We start from the raw sequence: 15,642 nt of genomic DNA, 5'->3' as shown, positions 1-15,642 counted from the left end.
GACACTAAACCATTATTATTGGTTCTAACTGCATGGGTTTCTTCATAAACAACCGTTCCAGTAGCACTACCTTGACGGATAAGAATTTTTAAACTCACATTGGAACTAACAAGCAAGGTATTATCGGTTGCTCTGATAATCGCTTGATAACTCATTTTTTCTGGGGTTTGAGCAAACATAGAAAGTGAGCATGTTAAGCATACAAGAAAAGAAAATAGGTATTTCATGGTGTTATTTTTTTACAATTTTGATGGTTTTGAATAGTTTTTCTTTGATAAATACTTGAACTAAGTAAATAGAAGCACTCATATTAGTTAAATCTATAGTGGTATGGGTTTGTTTTATTAAATTTTGTTTTAATAATTTACCTTGGTAATTATAAAGTTGATACGAGTTTAATTGACTGTTTAAATTGATGCCTTCAGCAGCTAAGGTAACATAATCCGTTGTAGGGTTTGGGTAAATTAACACATCAACTTGAGGGGTTACAGGTTCTACTGGAACATCAATATCTTCATTATTAGGTAGCTCTTCTAAATGATTTTGTCGGATACCTTGTGTAATAATATGACTATCAGCTTCAATATTGGAATAAAAAACTTGTCCGATGGAATAATTGAAAGAGCCATCATTACCTGATAAATCTGCACCTGTGGCGTTTATTGAATACATAAAATCATTATTTTGTCCATTAACATACAAGGTAGTAAATAATAGTATTAAAATGACTATGCAACTTTTTGTTAAGTAGGTTAGCTTCACGATTCTTAGGGGTTAAGTAGGTTAGAAGCAAAATTATTGAATAAAGAAATAATATCGATAAAAGTTTTGTTTTTTTCGATGAAATGCAATATTGGTGTTCGATGAAATGCAAATATGAGAGCTAGCAAGATGATTTTTTTTTGGGTCAATATAAGTGTGATAAGGCGTAATTTTGATAGATATCATGCATAATATTTTCATGTTGGTTTCTATAATTACGATGTAATTTGACATCTGGATTATATGAACCCTTTATTATTTTTAAACTTAATTTAAGTTAAGTTTTTAATTTCTGAATTGTAAATTTAGGATTTAAAGTAAATTTAATAGATAAAATGCATTGATTTGTTTATAAATGATTGTATTTGTTAATAACTATTATTGTTATGGTAATTTTTTTGGTTTAAAAATTTGATTTGAATATGACTATCAGAAATAATATTATAACAAAAGAATTTTTTTATTCTGACAGAAATTTACCGTTAACAGGTTATTCTTTTGCAAGAATGATTAACAATTATCATGGATTGATGAAACATTCCATAACTATAAAGGGTATCTGCGAGAAAATATAATAGAGGAAAATTTGTTTAAATCTTTAAAAATAGGATGGATAGATAAACTAAAATATCAATATTAGTCCCAACTGAATTATCAATTTTTAACTGTTTAGAAGCATATAATTATGAAAACGGAAGACATTCTGCTTTAGTTAAAAAAACCTAATAATCAATATGAATTAGAAATGTATATTGTTAATTTAGAATTATAGTCTCTTAACTAATTGTCGACTTTTTTGTTTCAATTTCAAAATTCATCAATTTTAATTGATTGGATGTCTTCTTAATTGAGTGTTATTTCAAGCTATTATGAATATTACAACGTATAAAAAATTAGAGTAAAAAGTTGGTTTACAAAAGTAAGCAGGGTAATGATTGAAAAAAAATACTTAATGTTTGTATCTTAGATATTTTTACCAGTAAAACGTAAATATTTTTAGAGTTTTTATGGATATTCCAAGTATGTTTTTAAATGGTTTACCATTCAATATTATGGTATTTCAAGCTTTTTTCATGCAATATAATTTTTAAATCTACAGTTATTTTGTTAAAAATCGACAATTTTGTAAAATTCAACGAAAGTGCCTTGTTTTAAAACATCGGTTTTGAATAATAATTTATATTTGATTAATATTTATAGTATTTATGTTATTCAACTCCATTGAATTTGTGGTATTTTTACCTATTGTTTTTTTACTTTATTGGTTTTTGGCAAAGAAAAACTTAAAAGATCAAAACGTTCTAATAGTTCTAGCCAGTTATGTTTTTTGCGGTTGGTTGGATTGGTGTTTTTTAACTTTGGATAAAATAATAATCCTTTTAAAAAATGCAAATATAGATATATACGGTGTTTCTGCTCCTTTATCCCCTAAATATATGCCATAAATACCTAAGGTATTTTATAATAAATTGGATATTAGGATAGAAATTAAGACATTAAACTATGTTGAGTTTAAAACTTTAAAAATTGAAGAAGATTACTATTTTACATCCGAAGGGAAACAAGTTATTGGAAAAGGGAGCTTATTTGATAATGCAGGAATTAAAAAGGATGATACTTCAAAATAATTAAACAATATTCAATTTAATGACTACCACATCCGAAAGTAACAAACGTATCGCCAAAAACACAGCTCTTTTGTATGTGCGCATGTTATTTACTATGGGTGTTGGATTTTTTACGTCCAGAATCATTTTAGACGCGCTAGGTTTTGTCGATTATGGTATATATAGTGTGGTAGGTCGTATTGTGTCGACGTTATCTATTCTCAATGGTTCTATGGCTGGTGCTACACAACGATGGATCACCATAGCTTTGGGTAAAGGAAATCTAGAATATCTTAAAAAAGTATTTTCTATTGGTGTGACGGCTCAAGTGATTATTGCGCTCTTGGTGTTTTTGATTATTGAAACAGCTGGATTATGGTATCTGTATAATTATGCAGTAATTCCAGAGGAACGTATGATCGCTAGTTTTTGGGTGTTTCAAATCTCTACGATTACCATGGTCTTAAGTATTTTAAACGTTCCTTTTATGGGTGCGATTATGGCACATGAAAAAATGGGGGCCTTTGCCTTGTTTTCAATTATTGATGTCCTTATGAAACTCATAATTTGTTATGTACTTTATGTGACTACCTCAGATAAATTAATTGTGTATGCGCTCTTATTATTGTTGACCTTTGTTATTAATTTTTTTATTAAGCAAATCTACTGCTATAAAAAATTTGAAGAAGCCCGTTTTAAACTAGGTTGGGATAGAAAAATTTTAAAGGAAATGAGTTCTTTAGCCTTTTGGTCAATGTCCGGGAATATTGCATATATAGGGTATTCGCAAGGGGTTACCCTACTTATTAATTTGTTTTTTGGCCCCTCGATGAATGCGGCTGCATCTATTGCGAATCAAGCCGGCAATATCATCAATCAATTTAGTGGTAATTTCCAAACAGCGATGAACCCTCAAATCACTAAAAACTATGCCAAGAATCAATTTAAAGAAATGCATGATTTGGTGTTTAGGTCGGCCAAGTTTTCTTATTTTTTGATGCTTATTTTTGTCGTACCCTTGTTTTTTGAAGCCAATTTATTATTGAGCATTTGGTTAAAAGAAGTGCCTGAGCATTCGGTGTATTTTATGCGCTTAGGGTTGTTTATTTCGATGTTTATGGCGGTGCGTAATCCCCTCATTGTTTCGGCACAGGCTAATGGTGATATAAGAAAATATCAATTTGTAGTAATTCCAATTTTATTATTGGTATCTCCTATTAGTTATGTCATTTTAAAACTTGGGGGTATTCCCGAAACCACCTCTTATGTGATGCTCGTTATTATTATTATGGCAGTATTTGCAAGTGCCTATATGTTACGCGACATGATACATCTCGATTTTTTGGATTTTGTAAAACGTGTGATGTTGAAGATTTTACTGGTAACTCTGGCTGCGTTTAGTCTACCGACTTTGGTGTATGTGACCATGGACGAAGGCATTATGCGCTTTTTGGTATTAGGTAGTGTAGCAACAATTTCTTGTCTAATTAGCATATATAAGATTGGATTAACAGATCCTGAAAAGGTGTTTATTGTTTCAATGATTAGGTCTAAATTACCATTTAGACATAGAAAATAGTTTGAATACTAATTATTTATGACGACCCTTAAGGAATTAAATAATTTTTGATAATGTTCAAAGTATTTTTGAAATTGCTGGTTTAAATTTATTTTTAAAATAAGAAATGATTTTGTATTCTGATAAAATGCAATTTACACATTTCAATTAAATTATTTTTAAATAACATCTTTCACAATGAATAGGCTTTGATATAAAGCAGCTCTATTTAATCTAGGTCCAACATCAATTAGAATCTTAACTTAGGTTTGAAACTGTAATACTAATAACTTATTAATAATATTTTATTTATCGGCTTCAACGCGCTTAGGGCTAATAGAGTTTTATAGTAAATATCTTCCATAATTCACCTAAATCAGTTATTTTAATAGTGTTTATTTTTGAGGCATAAGGTATAGCATTAGGCTTAAACTTTTTCAATTCCAAGCTTCTTTATCTAAAGAAATAATGGGTATGTTTTTTATTCCTGATATATCTGAACCTTTATCATAAAGGCCTAATAAGTTTGCAGCTATATTTATGAAACCATTACAAGTTGTTATAGCGTTGCTTTCCATAATTCATGCCTTTTAACCTTTAGAAAATTTTGTAGTAAATAAATATTCTTTCTATGAAAACAAGAAACAAATAGTCTAAATCAAGTCTTGACCTAATATGGATAAACCAATTATTTTCAAGCTGACCTCCAGTTGCAGTTATATTTTCTCCAATACTGTTTATTTGGCAATTAGTAATAGGGCTAATTGTTTAAAAATTTAAAGCTGACGTAAGTATTTTGCTTCTATCCACATTTTTGCTGCCTGCTGTAATAAGTATATGGCTTACACCTTTTGAAGTTAAGACAGATAGGTATATATGTATTAATTACTTTTCAAATAATTGGAGACTTATTTTAAACTAATTCGATTACCAATATGGCAATAAATAAAGGCTTCTTAAGTCACGTCTAAAGTATTACCATAATTATCAATAGTGGATTGTAAAATGTTTTTTGGCAATGGTTTATGCTTGGGGTGAAAATAAACTAATTCATCTTTATTATTTTAAATCAACAATTATTAATATGATAAATTTAGGTATTACATTTTGAAGATTTCTTAATTATGTAAAGCATTCTTATTTTCATGTTAAAAGCTTGAGATTTATAAGGTTAGACTGTTTTTTTACGAGAGTTAGTTTTCGAATAATACTAATGTCATTCAACGAATATTATTGCTTTGTGAAGTAAAAATATCTTGGCTTGCTTTTTTTTATATTCTTTTGTATCAAATAAATTGTTAAATAAAATTCTCTCTATTCTCTTATTTTAATTGTAGCATAACAAGTTTTTAATAAACGTATTTTGTCATGAGAAAAAATGCCCTGTATTTCTGTATTTTATTTTTGCCTCTATTAGGTTTTAGTCAGCTTTGTAACCCTATAAGCACATTAGATTGTACTCTGATAGAACAGCAATTACCTATTGGTTATGATTTTTCAAATCTTAATGGGAATTTGTCTGAATCTGGATTTTCAATGGTTTTAGAACCATCTGCCAGACTTTCTACGGATGATGCTTTAGCTACAGCAGGAGTGCCAGGTTATGCGCCAAGTTTAATTTCTCAAAGTGCAAACGGTTTGTCAATTACGAGTACTAAAGGTATTTTTTACAGTCAGCCAATAGGTTCTCCAAGCAGTAGCGATTCCAATTCACAAATGAATGCTTTGGGAGTAGGTTTTGTTGCGCCAACACAAGAATTTGATATAAAAACGTCACTTATTAATCCTGATTTTTCAATCAGTGCTGGAAATAATTACCAACAATCTGGTGTTTGGTTCGGTATCGATGAGGATCATTATGTTAAAATAGCCGTTGCTAAAACAGGCGCCTCAACAAAAAATATTGTGTTTGAAATAGAAAATTTAAGTAGTAGTTCTCCTTTCCAAACAATAAATACTGGTAATATTTCTAATGCATCAGTTATTAATCTCCATTTGAAAGTAGACCCGATAAATAACCTAATTAAGGCCTATTATGCGTTAGATAATAATCCTGAAATCTTAATTGGTGAACGTGCACTGCCAAGTATTATTTTACAAGGAACATCTTATGACCAAGGGGATCTTAATAAAAAATTAAGTTTTTCTGGTGTTTATACTTCACATAGAAGAGCCAGTGTAAACGAACCAATTAATGTAACATTCATTGATTTTTCGGTTGAAGAAACACAAATTATACCTATATTAAGTTTTGATAAAACCAGTTTAAATTTTTTTGGTATTGAAAACACCAATATAGCTTCAAAAAGTGTTAATTTATTAGCAACAACTGGTGCGCCTTCTGTAGTATTTTCGGACGATCCTGATTCGTCTTCTTGGTTAATTTTACCTTCAACCTCTGGTGTGGGGGAAGTGAGTTTTGGAATTCTGCCAAATTTACCAGTTGGTGTATATAGCACAACAGTTTTCGCTATTGATCAACCAGATTTAGGCTATACTAATGCAGAAATAACTATCAATTTAGAGATTATAGCTGAAGGTTCTGCTCCAGTCTTTGAACCAATAAGCATAAACTTTTCAAGAGCTACTGATACAGCACCAGCGGGATATACGACGGATTCTGGATTGGGCTATGGAGATAAAGGCAATGGTTACAGTTATGGCTGGGTATCTGCCCAAGATGGTGTAACGCCAATAGATATATCCAGTACGGCACGAAATAGGAATATTAGTGGTGTTGGCATATTAGAGAACACCTTGTTACACATGCAATATAGTTCTGGGCAAGAAGGTATATGGGAAATAGAAGTGCCAAACGGCACCTATAGCGTAACTGTAGGTGTTGGAGATCCACAGTTTGATGGATCGCAGCATACAATTAATGCGGAAGGGCAGAACGTTATAAATCAATTTACTCAAGTTGGCAACACGGGAGATCCGGGAAGGTTTACTTCAGGTAGTGCTATCGTTAATGTATTGGATGGTAGACTTACTATTGATGCTAGTGGGGGATTAAATACGAAAATTAACTCTATCACCATTGATAATAATTCACCAAGCATAGTAAGTTTAAATCCTATAGATGGTTCTACCTCAATACCAGTAGATGCGGTAATATCAACTGCAGAATTAGTATTACCAAATTCAGGAATAGACATAACAAGTGTAACCACAGCTACAGTTCAGTTATTTGAGCAAGGTTCAACAACCCCATTAAGTGTGGCAGTTAATGGCACAGAATCGAGTATAGAGATAATCCCAACAGCACCATTAACTTACAATACGACGTATGTTGTAGACATCAATGGCGTTATGGACCTATCAGGCGAGTTGTTTGAAGCATTTACCTCAATATTTACCACAGTAGGTCCTCCAAGTATAATAAGTTTAAATCCTATAGATGGTTCTACTTCGGTACCTGTAGATAAGGTAATAGCTACAGAAGAATTGGTACTAAACTTGGGTATAGACATAACAAGTGTAACCACAGCTACAGTTCAGTTATTTGAGCAAGGTTCAACCACACCATTGAGTGTAGTGGTCAATGGTACAGAATCCAGTATAGAGATAACCCCAACAGCACCATTAGCTTTCAATACGACCTATGTTGTAGATATCAATGGTATTATGGACCTGTCAGGCGAGCTGTTTGAAGCATTTACCTCAACATTTACGACAATAGACGAAAATGGGTCAGTCTTTGAACCAATAAGCATAAACTTTTCAAGAGCCACTGATACAGCACCAGCGGGATATACGACGGATTCTGGATTGGGCTATGGAGATAAAGGCAATGGTTACAGTTATGGCTGGGTATCTGCCCAAGATGGTGTAACGCCAATAGATATATCCAGTACGGCACGAAATAGGAATATTAGTGGTGTTGGCATATTAGAGAACACTTTGTTACACATGCAATTTGATGATGTACAAAGTAGTGGTCAAGAAGGTATATGGGAAATAGAGGTGCCAAACGGTACCTATAGCGTAACTGTAGGTGTTGGAGATTCACAGTATGTGGGATCGCAGCATACAATTAATGCGGAAGGGCAGAACGTTATAAATCAATTTGTGCCAGTTGGTAATCCAGGAGGTCCAGGAATGCTAGCCTCAGGGAGCGCTTTTCTTTATGTATCAGATGGGAAACTAACTATTGATGCTATTGGTGGTAATAATACCAAGATTAATTTTTTAGAAATTACTCAAATTTCAATAAATAACTCACCCTATTTTACACATGTAACTCCTGCTAATAATAGCGTGAATGTTGCCGTTGATGGGTTTCAAATTAATGTTGAAATTGTTGTGCCAAGTGGCTATGAATTAACGGCAAGTACAGTAGCCGGTAATGTTAATTTATATGAATATGATGGAGTTAATGAAACATTAGTGCCTTCAAATTCAAACGATACAGGAGGTGGCGATGCAATTACATTAACACCAATAAATAATCTTAATGAAAATAGTACGTATATTTTCAGATTAACTGCCGATATTCAAGTTAATAAAATTGGCGATGTTAATGATATCATGTCATTTATTCCTTTTGAATCTCAATTTACGACTGGAGAAAATACGAATGATCCACCCATAAATATTGATTTAAGTAATATTGAATTTATTAAAGTTTCTGGTGAAACTGAGTTAGGGGCGGGCACTACAAATGAACATTTTTCGAGCTTGGTTGTTGGACCTGATGGAAAACTTTATGCAAGCACCATAGGAAATTTTGCGTCAGATGGTAAAATATTTAGATGGAATATTGAACCGGATGGAACATTGTCTAATCTTGAAATATTGTCTCCTAATTTAACGGGATCTCCTCATCCAATAGATGGTGCTCGAGAAAATGATAATAGATTGATAATAGGATTAGCCTTTGACCCAAATGCAACAGCCGAAAATTTAGTGGCTTATGTTACACATAGTATGGCATCAATTACTGCTGGTCCGGAATGGGATGGTAAACTAACAAAATTATCGGGGCCTAATTTAGAATCTGTAGAGGATATTGTTATTCATCTTCCAAGATCACTTAAGGATCATTTAACTAATAGTATTGCTTTTGATACTAACGGTGATATGTATATTTCTCAAGGGAGTAATACCGCTGGTGGTGAAATTGATCCTGCTTGGGGTTTAAGGCCTGAACGTTTATTGGCAGGGGCTGTTTTGAAACTGGATTTAGATTTATTACCAACAAACTTACCCTTAAGTGCATACACTACAGATGATATTTCAGTAATTAATGCTGCACCTATAGCGAGCATTCAAATGTCCGATGGAACATATAACCCTTATGCAACGAATTCACCTTTAACTACTTTTGCTTCTGGGATTAGAAATGCTTACGATTTAGTTTGGCATACTAATGGTTGGTTATACATGCCAACCAATGGTACTGCAGGAAATAATACAAATTCTCCTAATGCTCCAAGTACAGCCGATTATCCATTGGCGAGAAGAATAGATGGTTTAACATCCATCCCAAGCGCACCTGTATTAACAGGAGGTAGTACACAGAAAGATTGGTTGTTTAAATCGCAAGGTGGCTCTTACCATGGACATCCAAATCCTTACAGAGGTGAGTTTGTGTTAAATCATGGTGGTATGTCTTATTCAGGGCTTCCTGGACAATCAGAAACCTCCTATATAGACAACGTAAAATATGCTTCTACCGTTTTGCCAGACCCTAATTATCGTGAACCAGCTTACGATTTTGGATTTAATAAGTCTCCGAATGGTGTAATAGAATACCGTTCTGATGCTTTTGGAGGAAGACTGCAAGGACTTCTTATGGTAGCAAGATTCTCTGGGCAAGATGATATCATTGTATTGAAACCCGATGTATCAGGTGATATTTTAGAAGCGTATACGACAATTCCTGGTTTAAGTGGTTTTGACGATCCTTTGGATCTTGTAGAAGATCCAAACACTGGAAATATTTATGTTTCTGAATATGATAGAGGAGGTGATGGTATTGCCAAAATTACGCTATTACGTGCCACTGTTGGTGAATTGCCAAATATTTTAGCTTTTGACACACAAAATATGGCATTAGATGCATTATATAATGGAATAATAGAGCCACAGCAGATAACCCTGCAAGCTACAGGAGATATAACAGAGTCAGAAATTTTGTTAACGGCATCTGAGGATTGGATTGTCGTGCCATCAACATTCAATTTGGGAAGTCCTTTTGAAATTGGTTTCAATATTTCAAATTTAGCTTTAGGTAATTACTCAGCTACTTTAATTGCTTCAGCCACTAATTACCAAGAAGCTGTGGTCACCATTAATTTGCAAATAACAAATGAAGTTGTTTATTCCTATGAATTCAATTTTCAAGATCCCAATAATATTGCTAATTCACCTAATGGTTATATCGATGATATTGGTATTCCCTATGGTATTCAAACCACTGATCAAGGAGATGTTACCTTTGGATGGGTACTCCCTGGTACTAATACCCCTGCTGAGGCTGGGTTTAATGGTAGAAATAGAGGTGGAAATCCATTGTTAGGAACATTGAATATAATTGGTCATGCTAATTCAGCAATTTATCCACTTAGAGATTGGTTGTTAAATGTTCCAAACGGAACGTATCAGGTGAATGTCAGTGTTGGAGATCCAACGGCTTCGGATAGCCATCATATTCTGGATGTGAATGGTACTACAATTATCAATTATAACCAAGAAAATGCGGTGAACGGCCCCGTAAATTTCGAGAACACTGAGTTTATTGAAGTGGTTAATGAAAGACTAAGGTTATCACTTGGTGATGGCGGTTCAAATGTCAAGCTCAATTATATTAGGTTCGCACCTATTAATGAAAACTTTGTACCACCAATAGTTACAGCTAATTTTGAAGGCAATTTAAGTTCACCTAATACTTATAGAGGAGATGTAGAGGTTACGCTTAGTGCGAATGATCGTAATGAAAGTAGTATTACTAGTTTAGAATATGTACTAGATGGTGCAGCTTCGTTAGCCTATACCGCGCCTTTTTCTATTTCAGAATTAGGAACTCACAATTTACAAGTTACCGCAGTTGACGGTAACGGAAATACGACTGTTGAAACCTATAATTTCACAATTGAGGCGGGCTCAGGAGCATTATTGGCCATTGAGAATATGACTAAGGTGCCAGGTACAGATAGAGGCTTCCCTGCGGAAGACTATTTTTCATTTTACCGTATTGGTTCTGATTTGAATGCCAATGTACATGATACGAATACGATGCGCTTGAACAACGTGGGAACAACTAATTTGTTAGTAACAGAAATTAATCTTTCAAATGCCAATGATTATAGATTTGAGCTATTAGATAATTTAGGGGTTTCTATGGTACTTCCATTAACGATACCACCTGGGACTTTTGCTGATGTCGTTTTAACATTTCAAAGAGAGGGAATTGCTTTTAACACCTATATTGAAAGTGTTGAGATTGTTTCTAATGCAGATAATGTAATTGAAAACACGGCAATACTTCATGGTGCTTTTCAAGAATTTATGGAAGATGATAATGAGATTCATGCACAACAAGTCTTTGATGTTTTTGGTTTTCAGTCTAGTATGTTAAGTATTGTAAATGATGCGGGGACCATAAATCCTCCTAACACTATTACGTATAGGCCCAGTTCAAATTTCCCGCTTGAGGAAAACATCAATTTAGGGTATGAAGGCGACATGATTTTAGCGGATGCCTTTGTGCAAGCTGACCCGAGTAAACCTGTTATTGGTATGCAAATTGCTGCATTACATGGGCAAACGTCTTATGGAGCAAAATTTGTCCAAGTCAACGGAACTGGAACTGTAGCTGGTATGGAGTTTTTTCATAATTCTAGTTGGTATCAATCTATTTTACCTAGATCGGGGTCAAATATTAATTTTGATACGGCAGCTACTATATCTGAGCCTTTTAGAATAGCAGTGGCAAACTATTTAAATACTGGTGGTAATAATATAAATGGGAATAGACCTGATTTATTAGGATTACGGGTTTATAAAGTTATTGACTACAAAGGGAATGTTGTACCAAACGAATATATAGTCATTCAAGATTTCATTGGAAGTGGTTGTGCAGCTGGTTCAGGAAACTGTGATTGGCAAGATAATGTGTTTTATTTCATTAATATAAAACCTGAAAGAGACCCAAGTGCACCTTCGAATTCCCAGATTTATTTAGTGGCAGGTCAGCCATTTAATTTAACACTGGAAGATTATATTGATAAAGGTTATGCAGGTAATAAATTAGAGTATTCAGTGACCTATAATGGAGGTTCACAATTACCAAATTGGATGTTTTTTAATAAAAACGCTCCCCAATTAACTGGTATTACAGAAATTATCGATATTGGTTCTTACGATGTGCTTATTAATGGTGTTGACTCGAATGGTTTGCAAGTTTCAACGACCTTAACCATAAATGTGGTTGAAAATTTACCTAGTGATTTACCATGGGTTGAAGATTTTGAAGATATTAATAATGGAGCCACCAATGATATTGGTGATAGCGCTTGGACGACTCAAAGTAGCGGGAACATTTTTTCTGTGCAGAATAATAGGTTTGTGGTTAATGGGTCTACTTTATCTGGTGTATGGACTTCTGAGATTATTAATTTTGATGGAGCAGCGGATATTTCAGTTGATGTGGATGATTTAGATTTTGGACAAAAAGAGGATAATGACTTAATTAAAGCCTTCTATTCTCTTGATGGAGGTACACCTGTGCTATTTGGGCAGGCAATAAATGATATAACACCTCAAACATTTAATGTTTCTGGTTTAGTTGGTAGTAATTTACAAATTATTATAGAAGCCCAAGTGAGTTGGATTGATGAATATTTTGTTTTTGATAATGTCCGTGTTGTAAATACATTAACTAGTAAGAGTAACAGTTCTAAAAATATTAGCACCCTTGCATTACAAGAAAATAATTTGCAGAATTATAGATTATTCCCGAATCCAGCTTCAGAATATGTTTGGATTTTACCTGGAAATAATACAGAACTTGATCAAATTTATTTATACGATATAACTGGGCGAATTGTATTATCAGTAAATCCAAAAGATAGTAAAATAGATAATAAGTATCGCATAAATATTAGTAGTTTAAATTCGGGCACCTACTTAGTAAAAACCAGTGATAGTAACGGGGGTGTTCAACAAGTAAGATTGATAGTTAATTAATAAAACATAAAAAAACACTACTAATTGTGTTTAGTAGTGTTTTTTTATGTTTTATAATTTATTTGTTTTTTTTGGAGATAATTGAGTAAATAAACTAAAATATAATACTACTTTTTGATTTCTTAGGTCAAACTCAGGTTTTGAAACAGTCTAGTTTAAATTTGGAAATTTTATGATGAACAAAGGAAGAGGAAATCTTTGTTGTTGGATTTTAGGAAGATATATATCCTTTTTAATTTTAAGTCTGTTTGTTTTTGTAGGGATTTCTTGTACTAAATCTAAAGCCTTTAAAAATTTACAGCCGGTCTCTGAAATGCCTTCAACAATTTCTTATAATTTAAAGGGAGAGCAATACGAAATTGAAAGCGGATTTAATCTTGAAATTGTAGCTTCTGAACCTTTAATTGAAAGTCCGGTGGAAATTGAGTTCGATGATAAAGGCAGAATATGGGTTGTTGAACTTAATGGCTTTATGCAAGATATTAATGCCAGTACGGAAGATTTACCAATTGGTAAAATTAAAATTCTGGAAGACTTGAATAACGACGGTATCTATGATCATTCTAAAATATTTATAGATAGTCTTGTTTTACCTAGGGCTATTGCGCTGGTGTATAATGGACTTCTTTATGCAGAACCTCCAAATTTGTGGTTTGTTGAGATAGAAAATGATAAACCCATAAATAAAACTTTAATAGATTCTTTATATACTATCGGAAGAAATGCTGAGCATCAATCCAATGGTTTGATGATGCATTTGGATAATTGGATTTACAATGCTAGATCGAGTAGTCGTTATCAAAGAAAAGATGGTGTTTGGCAAAAAGAAAAAACGACATTTAGAGGGCAATGGGGAATAACTAAAGATAATTTTGGTAGATTATATTATAACGTTAACTCTATCCAATTAATTGGTGATTTGGTATTGCCAAATGTGTTTATAAAAAATCAATATTATGAGCCAAAGGCAATACTAAATCAGGTTTTGACAGAAAATCAAAGGGTTTATCCAATTCAGCCAACTGCTGTGAATAGAGGTTATGTAAAAGGTGTATTAGATAAAGATAGTTTATTGATAAATACATCCTCTGCCTGTGGACCTTTAATTTATAGAGGATATAGTTTCTCGCAGGCATATTATGAAAATTCATTTGTTTGTATTCCTGAGGCTAACCTTATCAAGCGACATGTTTTAGATTTTTCAGAGTTAAAAACAAAGGCAACTCAAGCTGTTTCCCAACAAGAATTTTTGGTTTCATTAGATGAAAGCTTTAGACCCGTAAACTTGAATAATGCTCCCGATGGTAATTTGTATATCGTAGATATGCATCAAGGTGTTATTCAAGATAAAGTGTTTATGTCTCCTTACTTGAAAAATAAAATACTTGAAAAGGGTTTGGACACAGTTATTGGTATGGGGCGAATATTAAAAGTTACTCCAAAAGGGAATATACAGGGTAAGACAATTACAGATTTTGAAAACTTAAAGAATTCAGAATTAGTTTATTTATTAAATCATGGTAATGGATGGGTTCGAGATAGGGTACAGCAGAAATTGATTCTTGCAAATGATAAAAGTATATTAAGTGAATTACAAAATATACTAAACGACACATCGAAACCTTTGGGGCAAATACATGCTCTATATACTTTGGAAGGAATGAATATGCTCGGTTTTAATCAATTGCAACATATTATAGAAATCAATTCAGAAAAAGAGGTGCTACTTCATGCCATACGCCATCTTGGAATTACGGCTAGTGAAAATGAAACTAATGAATTTTTGGGTCTTTTAAATGATTTAATTACTAAAAATGATGATTTAATTGATTTATATGTTTTGGCCTCTTTGCGAGAATGGATACCATTCTCAAAAGAAAATATATATGAGGTTATGAATAAACTTGCTAATCGTCATAAAAAGAGTTTAGCCCATCAGGAAGCATTAAATGTAAGTATAAGAGATTTTGAAGAAGAATTTTTAATGCACTTAAAACGTAGTAGGGTGAGAAGGAATTATTATAGAAATAGTTTTTTTAAGCCTTTGAATAAAGTGGTTGATAATAAAGAACGACAAATAAAAAGTTCTATTTATTCGAATAATGAATTTTTGGCTACCGACTCTAGAACGGAAGGATATACAATCTTTAAAAATTATTGTGCTGGTTGTCATGGTATGGGAGGTGAAGGCATAGAGAACTTAGCACCACCCTTGATTAACTCAGAATATATAACCGAATCTGATCAAAAATTAGCACTAACAATTTTACATGGCCTTTCTGGGCCTATTCATGTTAAAGGTAAAAAGTATGACCTTAATATGGTAATGCCTGGTTTAAATAATAATCCAGACTTTTCTGATGATGACATTATGGATTTAATTAATTATTTGAATAATGCCTTCTCAGAAGGACCCAACGATAAGTTGAACCCTATTAATGTTGGTGATATTGAAAATCTTAGAAAGGTAAAACCCAAAGAAGGTACTGTTTATACAGAGAAAGAATTAAACCAGTATTAAAT

6 protein-coding genes and 2 pseudogenes are annotated in these 15,642 nt (G+C 32.8%); 5 read left to right on the top strand and 3 right to left on the bottom strand.

What is annotated here, in order from left to right:
• Both AC1XJX_RS12410 and AC1XJX_RS12405 read right to left on the bottom strand, forming a co-directional pair.
• Positions 1-227: pseudogene (locus tag AC1XJX_RS12410) on the bottom strand (fibrobacter succinogenes major paralogous domain-containing protein); the annotation flags it as partial.
• Positions 228-231: 4 nt separating this feature from the next.
• A complete protein-coding gene (locus AC1XJX_RS12405; RefSeq protein WP_482004302.1) occupies positions 232-672 on the bottom strand; it encodes a T9SS type A sorting domain-containing protein in 441 nt (146 codons plus the stop codon).
• Positions 673-1,967: 1,295 nt separating this feature from the next.
• On the opposite strand from AC1XJX_RS12405, the pseudogene AC1XJX_RS12400 reads away from it, so the two are divergent.
• The 3 genes and pseudogenes from AC1XJX_RS12400 to AC1XJX_RS12390 form a co-directional block, all read left to right on the top strand.
• Positions 1,968-2,123: pseudogene (locus AC1XJX_RS12400) on the top strand (MBOAT family O-acyltransferase); the annotation flags it as partial.
• A gap of 108 nt (positions 2,124-2,231) precedes the next feature.
• On the top strand, positions 2,232-2,390 hold the full coding sequence (locus AC1XJX_RS12395) for a hypothetical protein (protein WP_482004301.1): 159 nt from the start codon (positions 2,232-2,234) through the stop codon (positions 2,388-2,390).
• Positions 2,391-2,409: 19 nt separating this feature from the next.
• Positions 2,410-3,948 (top strand): MATE family efflux transporter, encoded by a 1,539-nt coding sequence (locus AC1XJX_RS12390; RefSeq protein ID WP_482004300.1) that lies wholly within the window; start codon positions 2,410-2,412, stop codon positions 3,946-3,948.
• A 416-nt stretch (positions 3,949-4,364) separates the two neighbouring features.
• Here AC1XJX_RS12390 and AC1XJX_RS12385 read toward each other — a convergent pair whose 3' ends face one another.
• On the bottom strand, positions 4,365-4,505 hold the full coding sequence (locus AC1XJX_RS12385) for a hypothetical protein (protein WP_482004299.1): 141 nt from the start codon (positions 4,503-4,505) through the stop codon (positions 4,365-4,367).
• A gap of 790 nt (positions 4,506-5,295) precedes the next feature.
• Here AC1XJX_RS12385 and AC1XJX_RS12380 point away from each other — a divergent pair.
• Positions 5,296-13,119, top strand: a complete 7,824-nt coding sequence (locus AC1XJX_RS12380; protein ID WP_482004298.1) for an Ig-like domain-containing protein — start codon at positions 5,296-5,298, stop codon at positions 13,117-13,119.
• A 172-nt stretch (positions 13,120-13,291) separates the two neighbouring features.
• Positions 13,292-15,640: a DUF7133 domain-containing protein gene (locus tag AC1XJX_RS12375; protein ID WP_482004297.1), complete on the top strand. Its 2,349-nt coding sequence runs from the start codon at positions 13,292-13,294 to the stop codon at positions 15,638-15,640.
• Positions 15,641-15,642: the final 2 nt, after the last annotated feature.

This window comes from Flaviramulus sp. (genome assembly GCF_982512915.1).
Note: the sequence above shows the minus strand (reverse complement) of the source record. Positions and strands in the feature narration are given on the sequence as shown.